Origin of the sequence: Ideonella azotifigens, from assembly GCF_021043325.1 — a bacterium.
Classification (GTDB): domain Bacteria; phylum Pseudomonadota; class Gammaproteobacteria; order Burkholderiales; family Burkholderiaceae_C; genus Ideonella; species Ideonella azotifigens.
On the sequence record NZ_JAJNKD010000013.1, the window covers coordinates 46,248 to 65,176 of the forward strand.

At 69.0% G+C, this 18,929-nt stretch carries 22 protein-coding genes; all 22 read left to right on the forward strand.

Annotated elements, in window-relative coordinates; translation table 11 throughout:
* The first annotated feature begins 28 nt into the window (after positions 1-28).
* The 22 genes from LRH25_RS22990 to rpoZ all read left to right on the forward strand — a co-directional run bounded on the left by LRH25_RS22990 (position 29) and on the right by rpoZ (position 18,823).
* On the forward strand, positions 29-619 hold the full coding sequence (locus tag LRH25_RS22990) for a HupE/UreJ family protein (protein WP_231012348.1): 591 nt from the start codon (positions 29-31) through the stop codon (positions 617-619).
* A gap of 37 nt (positions 620-656) precedes the next feature.
* On the forward strand, positions 657-1,388 hold the full coding sequence (gene cybH, locus LRH25_RS22995) for a Ni/Fe-hydrogenase, b-type cytochrome subunit (RefSeq protein WP_141290114.1): 732 nt from the start codon (positions 657-659) through the stop codon (positions 1,386-1,388).
* Position 1,389: 1 nt separating this feature from the next.
* A complete protein-coding gene (locus LRH25_RS23000) occupies positions 1,390-2,019 on the forward strand; it encodes a HyaD/HybD family hydrogenase maturation endopeptidase (RefSeq protein ID WP_141290113.1) in 630 nt (209 codons plus the stop codon).
* Between the two features lie 2 nt (positions 2,020-2,021).
* On the forward strand, positions 2,022-2,357 hold the full coding sequence (locus tag LRH25_RS23005; RefSeq protein ID WP_141290112.1) for a HypC/HybG/HupF family hydrogenase formation chaperone: 336 nt from the start codon (positions 2,022-2,024) through the stop codon (positions 2,355-2,357).
* Positions 2,354-2,851 carry a thioredoxin domain-containing protein gene (locus LRH25_RS23010; RefSeq protein ID WP_141290111.1) on the forward strand — a complete coding sequence of 166 codons (498 nt, stop codon included), beginning with the start codon at positions 2,354-2,356 and terminating at the stop codon, positions 2,849-2,851. The genes LRH25_RS23005 and LRH25_RS23010 overlap by 4 nt, the downstream gene beginning before the upstream one ends.
* Positions 2,852-2,869: 18 nt before the next feature.
* Positions 2,870-3,739 carry a hydrogenase expression/formation protein gene (locus LRH25_RS23015; protein ID WP_141290110.1) on the forward strand — a complete coding sequence of 290 codons (870 nt, stop codon included), beginning with the start codon at positions 2,870-2,872 and terminating at the stop codon, positions 3,737-3,739.
* The gene (locus tag LRH25_RS23020; RefSeq protein WP_141290109.1) at positions 3,736-3,963 is read left to right on the forward strand and encodes a rubredoxin; all 228 of its coding nucleotides are present in this window, start codon (positions 3,736-3,738) and stop codon (positions 3,961-3,963) included. Before LRH25_RS23015 ends, LRH25_RS23020 begins: the two co-directional genes overlap by 4 nt.
* 6 nt (positions 3,964-3,969) lie before the next feature.
* On the forward strand, positions 3,970-4,485 hold the full coding sequence (gene hybE / locus LRH25_RS23025; protein WP_231012350.1) for a [NiFe]-hydrogenase assembly chaperone HybE: 516 nt from the start codon (positions 3,970-3,972) through the stop codon (positions 4,483-4,485).
* Positions 4,482-5,618, forward strand: coding sequence for a hypothetical protein (locus LRH25_RS23030; protein WP_231012351.1), 1,137 nt, complete (start codon positions 4,482-4,484; stop codon positions 5,616-5,618). The genes hybE and LRH25_RS23030 overlap by 4 nt, the downstream gene beginning before the upstream one ends.
* On the forward strand, positions 5,611-5,958 hold the full coding sequence (locus tag LRH25_RS23035) for a hydrogenase maturation nickel metallochaperone HypA/HybF (protein ID WP_141291549.1): 348 nt from the start codon (positions 5,611-5,613) through the stop codon (positions 5,956-5,958). The genes LRH25_RS23030 and LRH25_RS23035 overlap by 8 nt, the downstream gene beginning before the upstream one ends.
* Positions 5,959-5,971: 13 nt before the next feature.
* On the forward strand, positions 5,972-6,856 hold the full coding sequence (gene hypB / locus LRH25_RS23040; protein ID WP_141291547.1) for a hydrogenase nickel incorporation protein HypB: 885 nt from the start codon (positions 5,972-5,974) through the stop codon (positions 6,854-6,856).
* Between the two features lie 15 nt (positions 6,857-6,871).
* Complete coding sequence (locus LRH25_RS23045; protein ID WP_231012356.1) at positions 6,872-8,050, forward strand: Kae1-like domain-containing protein; 1,179 nt, start codon at positions 6,872-6,874, stop codon at positions 8,048-8,050.
* Entirely contained in the window at positions 8,023-8,265 is a 243-nt protein-coding gene (locus LRH25_RS23050; RefSeq protein WP_141290428.1) for a HypC/HybG/HupF family hydrogenase formation chaperone, read from the forward strand. The genes LRH25_RS23045 and LRH25_RS23050 overlap by 28 nt, the downstream gene beginning before the upstream one ends.
* Complete coding sequence (gene hypD, locus LRH25_RS23055) at positions 8,262-9,410, forward strand: hydrogenase formation protein HypD (RefSeq protein WP_141290426.1); 1,149 nt, start codon at positions 8,262-8,264, stop codon at positions 9,408-9,410. The genes LRH25_RS23050 and hypD overlap by 4 nt, the downstream gene beginning before the upstream one ends.
* Entirely contained in the window at positions 9,407-10,459 is a 1,053-nt protein-coding gene (gene hypE, locus LRH25_RS23060) for a hydrogenase expression/formation protein HypE (RefSeq protein ID WP_141290424.1), read from the forward strand. Before hypD ends, hypE begins: the two co-directional genes overlap by 4 nt.
* A gap of 42 nt (positions 10,460-10,501) precedes the next feature.
* A complete protein-coding gene (locus tag LRH25_RS23065; protein ID WP_310742440.1) occupies positions 10,502-12,361 on the forward strand; it encodes an enoyl-CoA hydratase-related protein in 1,860 nt (619 codons plus the stop codon).
* Positions 12,358-13,812: a sigma-54-dependent transcriptional regulator gene (locus tag LRH25_RS23070; protein ID WP_141290138.1), complete on the forward strand. Its 1,455-nt coding sequence runs from the start codon at positions 12,358-12,360 to the stop codon at positions 13,810-13,812. The genes LRH25_RS23065 and LRH25_RS23070 overlap by 4 nt, the downstream gene beginning before the upstream one ends.
* Complete coding sequence (locus LRH25_RS23075; protein WP_211361550.1) at positions 13,812-14,837, forward strand: NADH-quinone oxidoreductase subunit B family protein; 1,026 nt, start codon at positions 13,812-13,814, stop codon at positions 14,835-14,837. The genes LRH25_RS23070 and LRH25_RS23075 overlap by 1 nt, the downstream gene beginning before the upstream one ends.
* Positions 14,838-14,870: 33 nt before the next feature.
* Complete coding sequence (locus LRH25_RS23080; protein WP_231012358.1) at positions 14,871-16,331, forward strand: nickel-dependent hydrogenase large subunit; 1,461 nt, start codon at positions 14,871-14,873, stop codon at positions 16,329-16,331.
* A gap of 13 nt (positions 16,332-16,344) precedes the next feature.
* Positions 16,345-17,724 carry a sensor histidine kinase gene (locus tag LRH25_RS23085; protein WP_211361362.1) on the forward strand — a complete coding sequence of 460 codons (1,380 nt, stop codon included), beginning with the start codon at positions 16,345-16,347 and terminating at the stop codon, positions 17,722-17,724.
* A 222-nt stretch (positions 17,725-17,946) separates the two neighbouring features.
* Complete coding sequence (gmk, locus tag LRH25_RS23090; protein ID WP_141287370.1) at positions 17,947-18,567, forward strand: guanylate kinase; 621 nt, start codon at positions 17,947-17,949, stop codon at positions 18,565-18,567.
* A 52-nt stretch (positions 18,568-18,619) separates the two neighbouring features.
* Positions 18,620-18,823 (forward strand): DNA-directed RNA polymerase subunit omega, encoded by a 204-nt coding sequence (gene rpoZ, locus LRH25_RS23095; protein WP_141287369.1) that lies wholly within the window; start codon positions 18,620-18,622, stop codon positions 18,821-18,823.
* The last annotated feature ends 106 nt before the right edge of the window (positions 18,824-18,929 follow it).

The following is an 18,929-nucleotide window of genomic DNA, read 5'->3' on the forward strand; positions in this document are numbered from 1 at the left end:
GAACCACAAACATCCAGGAGACAACGACATGCTCACGAAAAATCGCTCGCGCGCGATGGTGGCGGCCGCGCTGCTGCTCGCGGCATCGGCCGCGCAGGCCCACCCTGGGCACGGCGTCGACGGCCTTGCCGCCGGGCTCATGCACCCGTTCACCGGCCTCGACCACCTGCTGGCCATGCTGGCAGTCGGCCTCTGGTCTGCCGCTTCGGCGCGCGGCGCGCAGCGTGCCCGCGGGCCGCTGGTCTTCCTGGCGATGCTGCTGCTCGGCGGCCTGCTCGCCAGCGCCGGCCTGGTGCTGCCGGGCGTGGAAGCCGGCGTGGCACTCAGCGTCGTGCTGCTGGCCGTGCTGATGCTCGGCGCGCGCCACATTCCGGCGCCGGCGGGCCTGCTGATCGTGGCCGCCGCAGCGCTGCTGCACGGGCAGGCGCACGGCGTCGAGTGGCAAGCCGGCGCATCCTTCGCCGCCTACGCCACTGGTTTTGTTCTCGGCTCGGCGGCACTGCACGGCGCCGGCCTCGGGGCCGGGGCCTGGCTGCAGCGTGTGCAGGCCTGGGCCTGGCGCGCGGTCGCCGCGCTGATCGGCGGCGGCGGGCTCGTGATGCTCGCCACCCGCCTCTGAGACCCCCCGTCCGGAACCCGCGCAGGAGAACACCACCATGTCCACCAGCTCCCCTTCCGCACCCGCCGCCGTCACGGTGAACGACGAGCGCGTCGTCGCCCTCGCGCAGTCGATCAAGTCGGTGTATGTCTTCGAGGCCCCGGTGCGCATCTGGCACTGGATCAACGCGCTCGCCATCACCGTGCTGGCCATCACCGGCTACTTCATCGGCTCGCCGCTGCCCACGCAGCCCGGCGAGGCCAGCGCAAACTACCTGATGGGCTACATCCGATTCGCGCATTTCGCGGCCGGCTACCTGCTGGCGGTGGGCATCCTCGGCCGCCTCTACTGGGCCGCAATGGGCAACCACCACGCGCGCGAGCTGTTCTGGGTGCCGATCTTCCAGCGCGCCTACTGGGCCGAGATGTGGGGCATGGTGAAGTGGTACGCCTTCGTCAGCGCCCGGCCCGGCCGCTATGTGGGTCACAACCCGCTGGCGCGCTTCGCGATGTTCTTCGGCTTCTTCCTGCTGACGCTGTTCATGATCGTCACCGGCTTCGCGCTGTACGGTGAAGGTTCACAGATGGGCTCTTGGCAGGAACGGATGTTCGGCTGGGTGATCCCGCTGTTTGGCCAGTCGCAGGACGTGCACACCTGGCACCACGTGGGCATGTGGGGACTGATCTGCTTCGTGATCATCCACGTATACGCCGCAATCCGCGAAGACATCATGGGCCGCTCGAGCGTGGTCAGTACCATGATCTCCGGCCACCGGACGTTCAAGGACTGACATGAGCCACCCGGCTGACCGCGACAACACCATCACGGTGCTGGGCATCGGCAACCTGCTGTGGGCCGACGAAGGCTTCGGCGTGCGTTGCATCGAAACGCTGCAGCAACGCTGCGAATTCGCGCCGCACGTGCAGCTGATCGACGGCGGCACGCAGGGTCTGTACCTGATCCAGCATGTGCAGCAGGCGGGCAGGCTGCTGATCTTTGATGCGATCGACTACGGCCTCGCACCGGGCACGCTCAAGCTGGTCGAGAACGACGAGGTGCCACGCTTCATGGGCGCGAAGAAGATGAGCCTGCACCAGACCGGCTTTCAGGAAGTGCTGATGCTCGCACTGCTGACCGAGCAGTACCCGAAAGACGTGCTGCTGATCGGCTGCCAGCCTGAAGAGCTGGAGGACTACGGCGGTAGCCTGCGCCCTGTCGTGCGCAGCGCGATGGAAGACGCACTGGCCCTCGGCATCGACACGCTGCGGCGCTGGGGCGCACAACCGGTGCCGCGCATGCGGCCGCTGGCCGAACACGAAAGCGTCGGCTTCGCCCAGCTCGAACTCAGGCGCTACGAAGGCGAGCGCCCGCCCGAAGCGGTGGCCTGCCGCGTCGGCGACGAACGTTTTTTCCCGGCCTGAGCATGTGCATCGGCATCCCCATGCAGGTGGGCAGCACCGAACCAGGTCACGCGCTGTGCAGTGGCCGCGGCGAAAGCCGCCGCGTGCGCACCGCGCTGGTCGGCGACGTAGCGCCTGGCGAATGGCTGCTGGTCTTCATCGACAGCGCGCAGGAACGGCTGGAGCCGCAACGGGTGGCGGAGATCAACGCCACGCTCGACCTGCTGCAGGCCGCGATGAAGGGTGACGCACAAGACCCCGCCAACGCCGCGTTCGACCTGCCCTCGCGCTGGACGGCTGCGCAACTGCGCGCGTTGTCCGGCGCGCCTGCCCTACCCACCCCGGAAAGCATTCCATGAGCACCAACAAACAAGGCTCCGAAACCCTGGTCAAGCTGCCCGTGCAGGCGCCGAAGGTCGTGACCTCGGCACTCATCGAGCGGCTGGTCGAACAGTTCGGTGCGAGCTGGGTCGACGAGACCAACATCGACGCCTGGGCGGCCGAAGGCGGTGACCGTGTCGTGCTGTTCGCCGGCGACCCGGTGCAGTTCCCCGAGGGGCTCGACGTGGCCGTGGTGCTGCCCGAACTGCAGCGCAGCCTGCCTGGCCGCTTCAAGGTGGGCGTGGTGCCACGCGAGCGCGAAGACAAGGTCGCCCGCCGCTTCGGCTCCCAGCGCTGGCCCACGCTGCTGTTCCTGCGCGACGGCCAGTACGTCACCACCGTGAGCGGCATGCACGACTGGGAGGTGTTCATCGAGCGCGTGACGCAGGCGCTGGCGATGCCGGTCTCGCGCGCACCGACCATCGGCATCCCGGTGGTCAGCGCCGGCGCCGGCGACGCGTCCTGCCACTGAACTGAAGAGGACCCTCGCATGAAAGACTTCCCCATTCCTGTGGTGGCCATCGGCATCGGCCCGGGCAGCCAGCCCGAAGAAGAAACGCTCGACTACCTGCCCATGCCACAGGGCATGGAGACCTTCCGCGCGCCGCTGTTGCCCGAGCCGGAAGACGTGGCCGGTTGCCATCGGGCACACCGCGCGCTGCGCGAGGCGCTGGCCCAGCTCGACCGCGTGCGCCAGGGCGGCGCCAACCTCGGAGTCGACCTGACCGGGTTGCCGGTGGCCGACCGCCAGCTCATCAACCAGGTGCTCGGCGAAGGCGAGGTCAGCGCGGTCGTGACCGGCGGCGACTCGGGCTACGAGGTGCGTGTGCAGGAGTCGGTGTTTGCTGGCGTGTGGCGCGTGGTGTGCTCGGTGAACGGCGTGGTCAGCTCCGACGTGATCGAACTCGGCGCGGTGCCGCAGGCGCTGAAGACCGCCGCGCTCGAAGACGTGCTGCCGACCATGCCACGCTGGCAAGGCGCCCTGCCCCCGAACGTACAGAACGCTCCGACGCTGCTGTCCGAGATCGAAGACCAGTGGCACGCCTGGCGTGCCGGCCAGCCGGCACAGGTGGTCAACCTGACGCTGCTGCCGATGTCGGTCGAAGACATCGGCTTCCTCGACCACCACCTCGGCACCGGTCGCGTGTTGATCCTGTCGCGCGGCTATGGCAACTGCCGCATCACCAACACACGCATGCCGAACTGCTGGCGTGTCGTGTACTACAACTCGCAGGACGTGGTGATCCTCAACACCGTCGAAGTGGTGGAACTGCCGGACGTTGCGCAGGCCGCGAAAGAAGACCTCGATGACTCCCACGAGCGGCTCGGCGAAGTGCTGACCTGGGTGGAGGGCGCATGAACGGCGCGCGGTTCGAAGGCAGTTATCTCGGCAACCTGTCCAAGCTGCCGGCCGGTGCGCGCCTCGAATGCAAGATCTGCTGGTGGGTGTACGACCCGGCGCTCGGCGACCCGGTCTGGCAGGTCGAGCCCGGCACGCCGTTCAGCGGCCGGCCCTCGCACTGGCGCTGCCCGCAATGCGATGGCGACGCCGAGCAGTTCATGGTGCTGGCAGACACCGACTGACACCTCATGAGCCCGCACCCCGCACCCGTCGACCGCCTGAGCGCCCGCGTGGCCGAGCTGGCCGCGCTGTTCACGACCGTTGCACACACGCGCATGGCCGGCATGCCGGTGTTGAACACGGCCTTGCAGGTCGAGGCCATCGGCTTCGAGTGCCTGCCGGCGGGCGAGGGTGAGCCGGCGGGCCTGGGCATTCTGGTCACGCCGTGGTTCATGAACCTCGTGCGCCTGCCTTTGCAACGCGAAGACTCGGCCGCTCAGGTCGGCCGCACCCACGAAGAGCCGCTGGCAGGCCAGCGCTTCGAGTTCATCGGTGCGCACGAAGCGGCGCTCGGTGCATTTTGTGCGTGCTCGCTGTTTTCGCCGATGTTCGAGTTCGCTGACCAGTCCACTGCGCGCGCCACCGCGCTGGAAGTGCTGGCACAGCTGCGCAGGCCGCCGTTGCCGGCCGTGCGCACCGAGCCCTTTCCGGCACGCCGCTCGTTCCTGTTCGGCCGCAGTGCCGCGTCCGAAGTGCGGCCATGAACACGCACGAGCCGCTCGTCGGTGCACTCTGGTGGCGGGCAGGCCAGGCCCGCCCGCACAACCTGCGCAGCACGCGGCCCGACTGGGTCGGCCGCATTGCCAGCGGCCTGCCGGCGAGCCGCCTGCCGGCCACGCTGGGCAGCCTGTTCAGCTTGTGCGGCCACGCCCACAGCTTGTGCGCCGGCATGGCGGTGAACGCAGCGCTCGGGCGAGACGACGGGATCACCCGCGCCACCCGCAGGTCGCTCGCGCAGCAGACCTTGCGCGAACACCTGCGCCGCATCGCGCTCGACTGGCCGCGCCAGCTCGCAGCAGAGCCCGCGGCCGACACGGCCCTCGACGCCGCCGCGCGCTGGCTGGCGCGCTGCCCCGCTTTCGCGTCGGCCGCCGCGCCGGGCGAAACCGCTGCATGGTTCGAAGCCGAGCTGCTCGGCACGGCGCCAGCCGAATGGCTGGCAGCGTGGGAACACGACCCGGCCACATGGCTGGCGCATTGGTGCGAGCACGGCAGCGGCCGGCTGGCGCTACTGCTCCAGGCCTGCCGGCTCGCCACCAGCTCCACGCTGCCGAAGGTGCCGGCCTTGCAACTGCATGCCGACGCCGGCGAGCTGCGTGGCTTCGCATCGAATCTGCTCAACGACCGCGCCTTCGCGCGCCAACCCCGCTGGCGCGGCCACTGTGCAGAAACCGGCGTGTGGACGCGCCTGAACGAAGCCGCGCCGCAGCGCCTGAACAGCGCCTGGCTGCGCTTCGGCGCGCGTCTGGCCGAGTGTGTGCGGCTCGCGCTGCCCGATGCGCCGGCCCGCTGCGGCGCGCACTGGCTGAGCCTCGGCGCCTTGCCGCTCGCGCCCTTCGAGGCGATCGCCTGGGTCGAGATGGCGCGCGGGCTGCTGCTGCACCACGTACAGCTCGAAGGCAGCGGCGACACGGCGCGTGTGGTGGCTTGCCACGTGGTCGCGCCGACCGAATGGAACTTCGATGCCGACGGCGCGGTGGCACGCGTGCTGGAGCAATTGCCAAAACAGCCTGCAGACAAGGGTTTGCGCCGACTCAGCGCGCTGATGGCCGCTTACGATCCTTGCGTGCCCCACCAACAGGATCTGCCCATGCCCCACGAGGCCGCCCATGCATGAAGCCAGCCTGGCCGGCGGCATCCTGAAGCTGGTCGAAGACAACGCCCGGCGCGAAGGCTTCGTGCGTGTCACCTCGCTGCGCCTGGAAGCCGGGCAACTCGCCGGCGTGGAGCCGCGCGCGCTGCGCTTCGCGCTCGAAGCGTTGGCGCCCGGCACCTGCCTGCAGGGCGCGGTGTTCGAGATCGACGAACCGCCCGGCCAGGCTTGGTGCATGCACTGCTGCGGCACCGTGTCGATCGCGCAGCGCGGCGCGGCCTGCCCGGGCTGCGGTGGTTACCAATTGCAGCCTGTCGGCGGCACCGAATTGCGGGTCGTGGACATGCTGGTCGAAGACGTGTGAAGGAGAAGCGCTGATGTGTGTCGTTTGTGGTTGTTCAGAGACCGGCCCTGCCGGTGTGGTGGCTGAAGGGACGGGGCACGCGCATGTCCACGCGCACGGCAGCGAGCACGAGCATGCCCACGTGCAGGTCGACCCGCGCCACGGCGACCTGCACTTCGGGGCCGGCACGGCACGCGTTTCGGTGCCCGGCATGAGCCAGGCACGCGCGGTCAAGCTTGAGGCCGACATCCTCGGCGAGAACAAGCGCATCGCGCGCCACAACCGCCAGCACTTCGAAGCGCATGGCGTGACGGCGCTGAACCTCGTCTCCAGCCCCGGCTCGGGCAAGACCACACTGCTGTGCGCCACCATCGAAGCGCTGAAGGCACGTGCGCCGCGGCTCGCGGTGTCGGTGATCGAAGGCGACCAGCAGACCAGCTTCGACGCCGACCGCATCCGCGCGACCGGCGCGCCGGCGATCCAGATCAACACCGGCAAGGGCTGCCACCTCGATGCACCGATGGTGGCAGAAGCGTTCGCGCGCCTGCACGATCACGATCACCACCACGACCACCGCGATCACCACGACGCGCGCAGCCTGCTCTTCATCGAGAACGTCGGCAACCTCGTGTGCCCCGCGCTGTGGGACCTGGGCGAAGACGCGAAAGTCGCGATCCTGTCGGTCACCGAAGGCGAAGACAAACCGCTGAAGTACCCCGACATGTTCGCCGCCGCCACGCTGATGCTGCTGAACAAGACCGACCTGCTGCCTCATCTGCACTTCGACGTGCAGCGCTGCATCGAGGCGGCGCGGCGCGTGAACCCCGCCATCGAGGTGATCCAGCTCTCGGCCACCACCGGCGAAGGCATGGGCGCGTGGCTGCAGTGGCTGGAGCAGCGCATGGCCGCGCCCGCCTGAGAGACTGAGCCGATCATGGACCACGCAGCGTTCACACACTTGCCCGACGTGCTCGCACTCGGCGCGTGGCTGAAGAACGCCGCATGCCGACTGAGCGCGGGCGAGCCGCGCTTCTCGGCCGTGCACGGCGACCTCGGCGACCCGCAGGCCTGCATCGCGCTCGAAGCCTCGGTGGCCGCGCTGTTGAACGACACGCCGCGCAGGGTCACCGCGATCGCGCACGATCTGCATCCCGACTTCTTCAGTACCCGCCTCGCGCTGCGGCTGGCAGCCGAGCTCGGCGTACCGGCCATCGGTGTGCAGCATCACCATGCGCACATCGCGGCGGTGATGGCCGAACACAGGTTGCAGCAGCCGGTGATCGGCCTCGCGCTCGACGGCGTGGGCCTGGGCAGCGACGGCCAGGCCTGGGGTGGCGAACTGCTGCACGTCCATGCGCAGGGCTTTCGCCGCCTCGGCCACCTGTACCCGCTCGGCCTGCCCGGTGGCGACGTGGCTGCGCGCGAGCCCTGGCGCATGGCGGCCTCGGCCCTGCACGCGCTCGGCCGTGCCGACGAGATCGAAGCGCGCTTCGCGGCGGCGGTGGGCGCGGCCAGCGCCAAAGGTGTGCGACAGATGCTGGACAAGCGCGTCCAATGCCCACCCACCAGCAGCACCGGCCGCTGGTTCGACGCGGCCGCTGCCGCACTCGGCCTGAGCCTGAAGCAGACGCAGGAAGCCGAAGCCGCAATCGCGCTCGAACAGGCCGCCACCCGCTGGCTCGGAACCGGGCACGAACCGCGCGTCGGCAGCACCGCGCCGACCGTCGATGCCCGAGGTGTGCTCGACCTGCGCCCCTTGCTCGCCCCCTTGTTCGACGTGCCACCCACGGCCACCGACGAAGCCGCCGCTGGCTTCCACACCTCGCTCGCGGCCGCACTCGCCGGCTGGGCCGCGTCGGCCGCCGAGCATTTCGACATTGGCACCGTGTGCCTCGGTGGGGGTTGTTTCTTCAATGCCGTGCTCACCACGCACCTCACGCAACACCTCGAACGCCGCGGCCTGCGTGTGCTGCGGCCGCTGCGGCATTCGTGCGGCGATGCCGGTCTGGCGCTCGGCCAGGCCTGGGTCGCGGTGCATCAGCTTCGAGTCGCCACCGACTCGGCCTGCCTCAACGAAAGTTCCTCATGTGCCTCGCCATCCCAGCCCTCCTGATCGAGATGATCGGCCCAGACCAGGCCATCGTCGAGCTCGGCGGCATCCGCAAGCAGGTCTCGACCGCGCTCGTGCCCGACGCGTTGGTCGGTGACTACGTGATCGTGCACGTCGGCCACGCCATCGGGCAGATCGACCCTGAAGAAGCGCGGCGCACGCTGGCGATGTTCGGCGAATTGGCCGGCGCCACGCCCGCGCTGGAGACGCAGCCATGAAGTACATCGACGAGTTCCGCGACGGCGGCGTGGCGCAGAAGATCGCCGCGCGTCTGCGCGCCGAGGCCGCACCCGAGCGCCAGTACAGTTTCATGGAGTTCTGCGGCGGCCACACCCACGCGATCTCGCGCTACGGCATCACCGAGTTGCTGCCGGCCAACGTGCGCATGATCCACGGCCCGGGCTGCCCGGTGTGCGTGCTGCCGATCGGACGCATCGACCTGGCCATCCAGCTCGCGCTGGACAAGGGCGCGATCGTCTGCACCTATGGCGACACGATGCGGGTGCCGGCTTCCGACAGCCTGTCGCTGGTGCGGGCCAAGGCGCGCGGCGGCGACATCCGCATGGTGTATTCGGCGACCGATGCACTGCAGATCGCGCGCCAGAACCCAGGCCATGAGGTCGTGTTCTTCGCGATCGGTTTCGAGACCACCACGCCGCCCACCGCGCTGGCGATCCGCACCGCGCACCTCGAAGGCCTGGCCAACTTCAGCGTGCTGTGCTGCCACGTGCTCACGCCTTCGGCGATCACGCACATTCTCGAAAGCCCCGAAGTGCGGCAGTACGGCACCGTGCCGATCGACGGCTTCGTCGGCCCGGCCCACGTGAGCATTGTGATCGGCTCGGCGCCCTACGAACACTTCGCGCAGGAATACCGCAAGCCGGTCGTGATCGCCGGCTTCGAGCCGCTGGACGTGATGCAGGCGGTGCTGATGCTGGTGCGTCAGGTCAACGAGGGCCGCACCGAGGTCGAGAACGAGTTCACCCGCGCGGTCACCTCCGAAGGCAACCTGACGGCACAGGCGCTGGTGTCTGAAGTGTTCGAGTTGCGCGCGAGCTTCGAATGGCGTGGCCTGGGCGAAGTGCCGTACAGCGCGCTGAAGATCCGGCCCGCGTTCGCGAGTTTCGATGCCGAGCGCCGCTTCGGTCTGGGTTATCGGCCGGTGGCCGACAACAAGGCCTGCGAGTGCGGTGCGATCCTGCGCGGCGTGAAGAAGCCGACCGACTGCAAGATCTTCGGCACCGTGTGCACGCCCGAGAACCCGATGGGCTCGTGCATGGTCTCGTCCGAAGGGGCGTGCGCGGCGCACTACTCGTATGGCCGCTTCCGCGACATTCCGGTGCGGGTGGAGGTGGCGGCATGACAATCAAGAAAGACTACGTGCGCCCGCTCGACCTGAAGAACGGCCGCATCGACATGGGCCACGGTGCCGGCGGCCGCGCGGCCGCGCAGCTGATCGAGGAGCTGTTCCTGAAGGCCTTCGACAACGAGTACCTGCGCCAGGGCAACGACGGTGCCGTGTTCGACATTCCCGCCGGCCACAAGCTCGTGATGGCCACCGACGGCCACGTGGTCTCGCCGCTGTTCTTCCCCGGCGGCGACGTCGGGGCCTTGAGCGTTCACGGCACGATCAACGACGTGGCGATGTGCGGTGCCCGCCCGCTGCACATCGCCGCCAGCTTCATCCTCGAAGAAGGTTTTCCCCTGGCCGAACTCAAGCGCGTGGTCGATTCGATGGCCGCCGCCTCCCGCGAGGCCGGCGTGCCGATCATCACCGGCGACACCAAGGTGGTCGAAAAGGGCAAGGGCGACGGTGTGTTCATCAGCACCACCGGCATCGGCGTGGTGGCGCACGGCGTGAACGTTAGCGGCGCCAACGCGCGGCCGGGCGACGTGGTGCTGCTCTCGGGCACGATAGGCGAGCACGGCGTGGCGGTGCTGTCGCAGCGCGAGTCGCTGGAGTTCGAGACCACCATCGCTTCCGATACAGCGGCGCTGCACACGCTGGTAGCCGCCATGCTCGAAGCCTCGCGCGATGGCGTACGCGTGCTGCGCGACCCAACCCGCGGCGGCCTGGCCACCACGCTGAACGAAGTGGCGCGCCAGTCGGGCGTGGGCATGCTGCTGGAAGAAGCCGCGATCCCGGTGCTGCCGCAGGTCGACGCGGCCTGCGAACTGCTCGGGCTCGACCCGCTGTACATTGCCAACGAGGGCAAGCTGGTCGCCGTCTGCGCCCCCCAGTCGGCGGCGGCCGTGCTCGCAGCGATGCGCGCCCACCCGCTCGGTGGCAACGCGGTGCGCATCGGCACCGTCACCGAGGACCCGCACCACTTCGTGCAGATGGCAACACGCTTCGGCGGGCGCCGCGTGGTCGACTGGCTCAGCGGCGAGCAGTTGCCGCGCATTTGTTGATGCGGCGCGGCCCTCGCGTGCCCACCGACCGGTGCAGTACCGATGAACCTGCCTCTCGACCGCGTCTACCGCAAGACACCCACCGGCAGCGCCGGTGCGGCCGAAGCCCGCGCCTGCGCCATGAATGGCCCCCTGCGCATCCTGCTGCTGTGCCACAGCTTCAACAGCCTGACGCAGCGCCTGTTCGTCGAGCTGAATGCGCTCGGCCACAAGGTGGCGGTGGAATTCGACATCGCCGACCGGGTGACCGAAGAAGCGGTGGCGCTTTTCCAGCCGCAGTTCGTGATCGCCTCGTTCCTGAAGCGGCGCATTCCCGAGCCGGTGTGGCGCAGCACCGTGTGCCTGGTCGTGCACCCCGGTCCGCCCGGCGACCGTGGCCCGGCTGCGCTCGACTGGGCCGTGCTGGACGCGCCAACGCGCTGGGGCGTGACGGTGCTGCAGGCGACTGCAGACTTCGACGCCGGCCCGGTGCAAGCCCACGCCGCCTTCGCGATGCGTGAGGCCGCCAAGGGCAGCCTGTACCGCGGCGAGGTCGCCGAAGCGGCTGTGACGGCCACGCTGCAGGCGGTCGCACGCCACGGCGCTGCCATGGCCGGTGGCGGCGAGCCTGCGAACACCGCAACGCCTGCCGGCCATTGGCGGCCGGCGATGCCGCAGTCGGCACGCCGCATCGACTGGCAGACGGACACCACCACGCGCGTGCTGGCCAGGCTGCGCAGCGCCGACGGCCAGCCCGGCGTGGCCGACGAACTGTTCGGCCAGCCTTGCCACCTGTTCGATGGCCACGCCGCCAGCGACGCGGTGCTGCACACGCTGCCCCCCGCCCGGCCCGGCGACGTGATCGCGCAGCGCGACAGCGCGCTGCTGCGCCGCACCGCCGATGGCGCGGTGTGGCTTGGCCAGGCCCGCACCGCGCAAGCCTGCGGCAACGGGCCTTCGTTCAAGCTGCCTGCCGCGCTGGCGTTCGCCCCGCAGGCCGCGCGGCTGCCCGAGCGGCCGGCGCCGCTCGAACGCGCCGATGGCGAATGGGCCGAGCTGCGCTACCGCGAACTCGGCCCGCCCGGCGCACGCGTGGGTTGCCTGTCGTTCGACTTCTACAACGGCGCGATGTCGACCGCGCAGTGCGAACGCCTGCTCGCCGCGCTGCGTGAAGTGAAACGGCGCGACACGCGTGTGCTGCTGCTGCTCGGCGGGCACGACTTCTTCTGCAACGGCATTCACCTGAACTGCATCGAGGCCGCCGCCCACCGGCCGGGCGACAGCGCCGCCGACGAATCGTGGCGCAACATCAATGCGATGAACGACCTTGCGCTGGAACTCATCACCACCACCGACCGCCTGAGCGTTGCCGCGCTGCGTGGCAACGCCGGTGCCGGCGGCGCTTTTCTGGCGCTGGCGGCCGACGAGGTCTGGGCGCATCGCAGCGTGGTGCTGAACCCGCATTACAAGAACATGGGCAACCTGTACGGCTCGGAGTATTGGACTTTTCTGTTGCCGCGCCGCCTCGGCGCGGAGGGTGCGCGCGCGCTGATGCAGCAGCGCCTGCCGCTGTCGGCCACGACGGCGGCGCAGATGGGCCTGATCGACCGCTGCGTGAACACCCCCGCCTCGGACTTCGGTGATGGGGCTGTTGCCGATGCGCTGGCACTGGCGCTGTCGCACAATCTGCCGCAGCGCCTGGCGCACAAGCGGGCAGCACGCGCCACGGACGAAGCGCTGCGCCCACTGGCTGCGTACCGCCAGGACGAACTTTCCCGCATGCACCGCAACTTCTACGGCTTCGACCCCAGCTACCACGTGGCGCGCTACCACTTCGTCCACAAGCTGCCGCACGCCTGGACGCCGCGTCACCTGGCGCTGCACCGCGAACCGGGCTTCAATCTGATGAAGGCCCCATCGTGAGCGCCGTGCTCGACCTGCCGCGTGTGCTGATCGTCGACGACGAAGTGCGCTCGCAGGACGCGATCCGCCGCACGCTCGACGAAGACTTCACCGTGCTCACCGCGAGCAACGCCGACGAAGCCCGCAGCCAGCTCGAACGCTTCGAGGTCAGCGTGATCCTGTGCGATCAGCGCATGCCAGGCCTGACCGGCGTGGTGTTCCTGAAGGAAGTGCGCGAGCGCTGGCCCGACACGGTGCGCATCGTGATCTCGGGCTACACCGATTCCGAAGACATCATCGCCGGCATCAACGACGCCGGCATCTACCAGTACATCCTCAAGCCCTGGGTGCCCGACCACCTGCTCGGCGCCGTGCGCACCGCCGCCGAAGCACAGACGCTGCAGCGCGACATGAACCGGCTCGACGTCGAGCTGCGCACCAGCACCCCGGTGCTGCGCCAGCGCGCCGCGAACAAGCTGGAGCGGGCGCGCCGGGTGTTCGACTTCGACCGCATCGAACGTGCGTCCGGCAGCCCGCTCGACGGCGTGTGCGAGATGGCCGCGCGGGTGGCGCGCTACGACCTGAGCGTGCTGGTGCTCGGCGAGTCGGGCAGCGGCAAGGAACTGCTGGCGCGAGCCTTGCACTACGCGAGCCCGCGCGCCGGGGCGCCGTTCGTGGTGGAGAACTGCGCGGCCATTCCCGACACGCTGCTCGAATCCGAACTCTTCGGCCACAAGCGCGGCTCGTTCACCGGCGCTTACGAAGACCACCCCGGCCTGTTCCAGCGCGCCCACAACGGCACCGTGTTTCTCGACGAGATCGGCGAGACCTCGCCGGCGTTCCAGGTGCGCTTGCTGCGCGTGCTGCAGGAAGGCGAGGTGCGGCCAGTGGGTGGCGCGCGTGCGGTGCCGGTCGACGTGCGCGTGATCGCCGCGACCCACCGCGACCTGGAACAGCGGGTGCACGAAGGCCTGTTCCGCGAAGACCTCTACTACCGCATCGCAGGCGTGTCGCTCACGGTGCCGCCGCTGCGCGAGCGGCCTGGCGACATCGGCCCGATTGCGCAGCGTCTGGTCGGCGAAGTGGGCGCCGAACTCGGCCGCCCGCGCGTGGCCCTGAGCGACGAAGCGATGGCCTGCCTGATGAGCTACCCCTGGCCCGGCAACGTGCGCGAGCTGCGCAACGAGATCGCCCGCGCGATCGCGCTGAGCGACGCTGAAGTGATCGAAGCGCAGGCTTTTTCCACGCGTGTGCTGCACGGCCAGGCCGGGCGCTCGGCGGCGCTGAACGGCCAGGGCACGCCGCTGCCCGCCAGCGGTACGCTGGGCGAGCGGCTCGACGCGATGGAAGCGATGGTGCTGCGCGAGACCCTGCTGCGCCACCGCTGGAACAAGACCCGCGCGGCCAAGGAGCTGGGCCTGTCGCGCGTCGGCCTGCGCGGCAAGATGCAACGTTTCGGGCTGGAGGGCTGATGGGCGCCGTGCAGACTTCACCGCCGGGGTTGAACGTGTTGTGGCTGCAGTCGGGCGGCTGCGGCGGCTGCAGCATGTCGCTGCTGTGCGCCGACACCACCGACTTCCATGGCCAGTGGCGCGACGCCGGCATCAACCTGCTGTGGCACCCTTCGCTCTCGCTGGCCAGCGGCAGCGAAGTGATCGAGATGCTGAACGCGGTGCTGGCCGGCACGCTGCGCGTCGACGCGCTGTGCATCGAAGGCTCGCTGCTGCGCGGCCCGAACGGCACCGGCCGCTTCCACGTGCTGGCCGGCACCGGCCTGCCGATGATCGACTGGGTGAAACGCCTCGCTGCGAAGGCGCGGCACGTGGTCGCGATCGGCAGCTGCGCGGCCTGGGGTGGCATCACCGCGGGCGGCGACAACCCGACTGACGCCTGTGGCCTGCAGTATGACGACGACCGACCTGGCGGCCTGCTCGGCGCGGCGTTCCGCTCGGGCAGTGGCCTGCCGGTGATCAACGTGGCCGGTTGCCCCACGCATCCGGGCTGGGTCACCGACACGCTGATGGCGCTGGCGGCCGAAGGCCTGTCGGAAGCCGAGCTCGACACACTGGGCCGCCCGCGTTTTTACGCCGACCAGCTCGTGCACCATGGCTGCACCCGCAACGAGTACTACGAGTTCAAGGCCAGCGCCGAAAAGCCATCGGACCTGGGCTGCATGATGGAGCACATGGGCTGCAAGGGCACGCAGGCGCATGCTGACTGCAACACGCGGCTGTGGAACGGCGAGGGCTCGTGCACGCGCGGCGGCTACGCCTGCATCAGTTGCACCGAACCGGGCTTTCAAGAGCCAGGCCACCCGTTCCACCAGACGCCGAAGATCGCCGGCATTCCGATCGGCCTGCCGACCGACATGCCCAAGGCCTGGTTCGTAGCACTCGCGTCGCTGTCGAAATCGGCCACGCCGCGCCGCGTGAAGCTCAATGCCACGGCCGACCACATCGTGGTGGCGCCTGCCGCGCGGAAGACGCGGCTCAAATGACTGCGCGCAAGACGCGGTCGAGGTGAGCGGCGCATGACGACCCGTTTGCTGGTGGGCCCGTTCAACCGCGTCGAGGGCGATCTCGAAGTCACGCTCGAGCTCAAGGACGGGCGCGTCGACTCGGCACGCGTGAACGCACCGATGTACCGCGGCTTCGAGCAGATCCTGCAGGGCAAGGCGCCGCAAGACGCGCTGGTGGTCGTGCCGCGCATCTGCGGCATCTGTTCGGTGTCGCAATCGGTCGCGGCGGCGCGGGCGCTGGCCGACCTGGGCGGCATGCAGATGCCGGCCAACGGCCAGCACATCACCAACGTGATCCTGGCCACCGAGAACCTCGCCGACCACCTGACGCACTTCTACCTGTTCTTCATGCCCGACTTCACGCGCCCGGTGTACGCCGCGAAGGCCTGGCACGCCGAAGCGCTGCGGCGCTTCGCGCCGCAGACCGGCGAGCAGGTGCGCGCCGCGATCTCGGCACGCCAGCGCTGGTTCGAACTGCTTGGCACGCTGGCTGGCAAGTGGCCGCACACGCAGAGCATCGAGCCCGGCGGGTCGACGCGCCCGGTCGAAGCGGCCGAGCGCACGCGCCTGCTGGCGCGGGTGCGCGAGTTCCGGAGCTTTCTGGAACGCCAGTTGTTCGCGGCGCCACTGGAGCAGATCGCCGCGCTGCGCAGCGAAGCCGAGCTGCAGGCCTGGCATGCCCAAGACCCGTGGCGCGGCGACTTCCGCCTGTTCCTGAGCGTCGCGCAGGACACCGGTCTGGCCGCACTCGGTCCCGGCCCGGAGCGTTACCTCAGCTACGGCGCCTACCCGCAGCCGGGCGGCGGGTACCTGTTCGCGCCCGGCGTGTGGTCAAGCGCCACCGATGCGCTCGGCCCGCTTGATGCCGGTGCGATCCGCGAAGACGCCACACACGCCTGGTTGGCCGACGCCGGTGGCCCGCTGCACCCGAGCGCCGGCCTCACACGGCCCGAACCCGACAAGGCCGACGCGTACACCTGGAACAAGGCGCCGCGGCTGGGGGGCCAGGTGGTCGAGACCGGCGCCATCGCACGCCAGCTCGCGTCGGCCCACCCGCTGGTGCGCGAGGTGGTGGCGCGCCACGGCGGCACGGTCTACACGCGCGTGCTGGCGCGGCTGCTGGAGCTGGCGCAGGTCGTGCCGATGATGGAACGCTGGCTGCAGCAACTGGTGGTGAACGACGCCTATTGCGTGAACACGGCGCTGCCCGAAGAAGGCCTGGGCGTGGGCCTGAGCGAAGCCGCGCGCGGCAGCCTGGGACACTGGGTGCAGACCCGGCGCGGGCGCATCGTGAACTACCAGATCGTGGCGCCGACGACCTGGAACTTCTCGCCGCGTGACGCCGCCGGCACACCCGGCGCGCTGGAACAGGCGCTCGTCGGCGCGCCCGTGCTCGACGGCGAAACCACGCCGATCGCGGTACAGCACATCGTGCGTTCGTTCGACCCGTGCATGGTGTGCACGGTGCATTGAGCGGGGTTGAAGCATGGCCGGCACAGACCCCGAAAACGAACCTGCGAGACGCAGCCTGGGCCTCGCAGGGCTGGTGCCGCATGGCGCAATGGAAGGCGTGGACGAATCGACCTGGCTGGACGTGATCCACAAGATGGACGAGGTCTACTCGCAGCTCGTGCACGACGAGATCCAGCTCGAACAGAAGAACAACGAGCTCGAGCAGTCGCAGCAGTTCATCTTCAGTGTGCTCTCGGCGATGTCGGACGTGCTGCTGGTCTGCGACGAACACGGCCGCATCGAAGAGACCAACGCAGCGCTGTGCGAGCTCGTGGGGCGCAGCGACGCAGAACTGCGCGGCACCTCGTTCTACGACCTGCTCGCGGACGAGCCCAGCGCCGAGCGCGCGCGCGCGGTCCTGTCGCGCAGCAAGCCCGCACGCGGCGGGGAGGCGACCGAGTTGAACCTGACCGGGCCGCATCACCAAAGCGTGTCGGTCGATGCCAACTGCACGCCGCGCGTCGGCGTCAATGGACGGCGTGTGGGCACGGTGTTCGTGGGCCGCCCGACTGCCGAGATCAAACGCGCCTACCACGAGCTGCGGGCAGCGCACGAGTCACTCAAGCTCGCTCAGCAGCAGCTCTTGCATTCCGAAAAAATGGCCTCGCTCGGGCGGCTTGTGGCCGGCGTCGCTCACGAACTGAACAACCCGATCAGCTTCGTGCTCGGCAATGTGCATGCCTTAGCCCGCTACAGCGAGCGGCTGCGCCAATACCTCGCCGCCGTGCATGCCGGGCAGGACGCTGAGGCGCTCCAGGCCCTGCGCACGACCTTGCGCATCGAGCACGTGCTCGGCGATCTGCCGTCGCTGATCGAAGGGACCCTCGAAGGCGCACAGCGCACCGCCGACATTGTGGGCGGGCTCAAGCGCTTCTCGGCAATGGACCCGGAGGCGCGCACGCCTGTGGATCTCAACGAGGTCATCGAGCGGGCCATTCACTGGGTGCGCAAAGGCACGGGCGCGGGCTTCGAGATGCACTGGCAGAGCGGACCGCCCTGTGTGGTCAACGGCAGCGCCGGTCAGCTGCAGCAGGTGCTGATGAACCTTTTACAGAATGGCACCGACGCAGCCTCGGGTGCCCACGGCAAGCAAGCCAAACTCCGGCTCACGGTCGAGCGCGACCACACCCGGGTGCGCGTGCGCCTGCGCGACAACGGGCCAGGCATCCTGCCCGAACACCTGTCGCGTCTGTTCGACCCGTTCTTCACGACCAAGCCCGTTGGGAAAGGAACGGGCCTGGGCTTGTCGATCAGCTATGGCATCGTCGAACAGCACGGCGGTCGCCTGACGGCCAGCAATCATCCAGAGGGTGGGGCAGAGTTTCTCTTGGAGCTGCCCCTGGCGCCTGGATAGCATGGCCTCAGCCCTTGAGGGCTGCCGTGTGTGACGGCGCGCATCGTCTCAGCCGTCGGTCGGCCTGTGTTCACGCCTTTGTTTCTCGCACTTGGCGCGCAATATTTCTGCTGCGGCCCGCATTCAGGTCCTGGTCAGCGGCGGCAAATCGTCTTCGAGGGCGCAGACAGTACCCAAATGGCCGAAAATGGTGAATTTGGTAGAGAGCAAAGCCGGACGACGATGGAAACCCCTGGCAATCTTTTCGTGGTGGCCGCCCCCAGCGGCGCCGGCAAGTCCAGCTTGGTCAAGGCGCTGCTGGAACTGGACTCGCACCTGAAGGTGTCCATCTCTCACACCACGCGGGCGCCGCGCGGGCAGGAGCAGCATGGGCGCGAGTACTGGTTCGTCAGCCTGGATGAATTCCAGGGCATGGTCGAGCGGGACGAGTTCTTCGAATGGGCCGAGGTGCACGGCAACCGCTATGGCACCTCGCGCATCGGCATCGAGTCGCGCCTGATGTCCGGCGAAGACGTGGTGCTGGAGATCGACTGGCAAGGCGCGCTGCAGATCAAGCAGCTGTTCCCGTACGCGGTGCTGATCTTCATCCTGCCGCCCAGCTGGGAAGAGCTGGCGCAGCGGCTGGCTCGCCGCGGCGAGGACCCGCCGGAGGTGATCGCCCAGCGCATGGTGAACGCCCGCCATGAGGTGGCCCAGGCCCGGCATTTCAACTACGTTATAATCAACGGCTTATTCGAGACCGCGCTTTTCGATTTGAAAACCGTGGTGCACTCGCAGCGCCTGAAGTATGCGGCACAGCGCCGCGCCAAGTCCGCCGTGTTCACTGCACTGGATTTGGGCTGACGCTTCAGGCCCCGCAGGGCTCACTGCCTGCTTTTCCTGACCTGGATACCCCATGGCCCGCATCACCGTTGAAGACTGCCTCGTCAAGATTCCCAACCGCTTCCAGCTGGTGTTGGCCGCGACCTACCGGGCACGCATGCTGAGCCAGGGCCACACGCCCAAGGTCGAGTCGAAGAACAAGCCTGGCGTGACCGCGCTGCGCGAAATCGCCGCTGGCGAAGTCGGCATCGAGATGCTGCGCAAGGTTCCGACCTGAGCTTCCGGCTCACTGCATGCCAGCTGCAACGCCGGCCTGCCATCCCAAACGGGCGCCACTTGGTGCCCGTTTTGCTTTCCGGCGGCAACAAAGCCCGCAAAGCCCT

What these genes read in the sequence shown, in the direction of transcription:
- LRH25_RS23005 (WP_141290112.1), top strand. Translation starts at nt 2,022, where the DNA reads ATGTGCATCGGCATCCCCATGCAGGTGGGCAGCACCGAACCAGGTCAC.
- LRH25_RS23015 (WP_141290110.1), top strand. Translation starts at nt 2,870, where the DNA reads ATGAAAGACTTCCCCATTCCTGTGGTGGCCATCGGCATCGGCCCGGGC.
- LRH25_RS22990 (WP_231012348.1), top strand. Translation starts at nt 29, where the DNA reads ATGCTCACGAAAAATCGCTCGCGCGCGATGGTGGCGGCCGCGCTGCTG.
- LRH25_RS23035 (WP_141291549.1), top strand. Translation starts at nt 5,611, where the DNA reads ATGCATGAAGCCAGCCTGGCCGGCGGCATCCTGAAGCTGGTCGAAGAC.
- LRH25_RS23075 (WP_211361550.1), top strand. Translation starts at nt 13,812, where the DNA reads ATGGGCGCCGTGCAGACTTCACCGCCGGGGTTGAACGTGTTGTGGCTG.
- hypD (WP_141290426.1), top strand. Translation starts at nt 8,262, where the DNA reads ATGAAGTACATCGACGAGTTCCGCGACGGCGGCGTGGCGCAGAAGATC.
- LRH25_RS23085 (WP_211361362.1), top strand. Translation starts at nt 16,345, where the DNA reads ATGGCCGGCACAGACCCCGAAAACGAACCTGCGAGACGCAGCCTGGGC.
- LRH25_RS23050 (WP_141290428.1), top strand. Translation starts at nt 8,023, where the DNA reads ATGTGCCTCGCCATCCCAGCCCTCCTGATCGAGATGATCGGCCCAGAC.
- LRH25_RS23045 (WP_231012356.1), top strand. Translation starts at nt 6,872, where the DNA reads ATGGACCACGCAGCGTTCACACACTTGCCCGACGTGCTCGCACTCGGC.
- hypE (WP_141290424.1), top strand. Translation starts at nt 9,407, where the DNA reads ATGACAATCAAGAAAGACTACGTGCGCCCGCTCGACCTGAAGAACGGC.
- LRH25_RS23020 (WP_141290109.1), top strand. Translation starts at nt 3,736, where the DNA reads ATGAACGGCGCGCGGTTCGAAGGCAGTTATCTCGGCAACCTGTCCAAG.
- LRH25_RS23080 (WP_231012358.1), top strand. Translation starts at nt 14,871, where the DNA reads ATGACGACCCGTTTGCTGGTGGGCCCGTTCAACCGCGTCGAGGGCGAT.
- hybE (WP_231012350.1), top strand. Translation starts at nt 3,970, where the DNA reads ATGAGCCCGCACCCCGCACCCGTCGACCGCCTGAGCGCCCGCGTGGCC.
- LRH25_RS23000 (WP_141290113.1), top strand. Translation starts at nt 1,390, where the DNA reads ATGAGCCACCCGGCTGACCGCGACAACACCATCACGGTGCTGGGCATC.
- cybH (WP_141290114.1), top strand. Translation starts at nt 657, where the DNA reads ATGTCCACCAGCTCCCCTTCCGCACCCGCCGCCGTCACGGTGAACGAC.
- LRH25_RS23010 (WP_141290111.1), top strand. Translation starts at nt 2,354, where the DNA reads ATGAGCACCAACAAACAAGGCTCCGAAACCCTGGTCAAGCTGCCCGTG.
- gmk (WP_141287370.1), top strand. Translation starts at nt 17,947, where the DNA reads ATGGAAACCCCTGGCAATCTTTTCGTGGTGGCCGCCCCCAGCGGCGCC.
- LRH25_RS23030 (WP_231012351.1), top strand. Translation starts at nt 4,482, where the DNA reads ATGAACACGCACGAGCCGCTCGTCGGTGCACTCTGGTGGCGGGCAGGC.
- rpoZ (WP_141287369.1), top strand. Translation starts at nt 18,620, where the DNA reads ATGGCCCGCATCACCGTTGAAGACTGCCTCGTCAAGATTCCCAACCGC.
- hypB (WP_141291547.1), top strand. Translation starts at nt 5,972, where the DNA reads ATGTGTGTCGTTTGTGGTTGTTCAGAGACCGGCCCTGCCGGTGTGGTG.
- LRH25_RS23065 (WP_310742440.1), top strand. Translation starts at nt 10,502, where the DNA reads ATGAACCTGCCTCTCGACCGCGTCTACCGCAAGACACCCACCGGCAGC.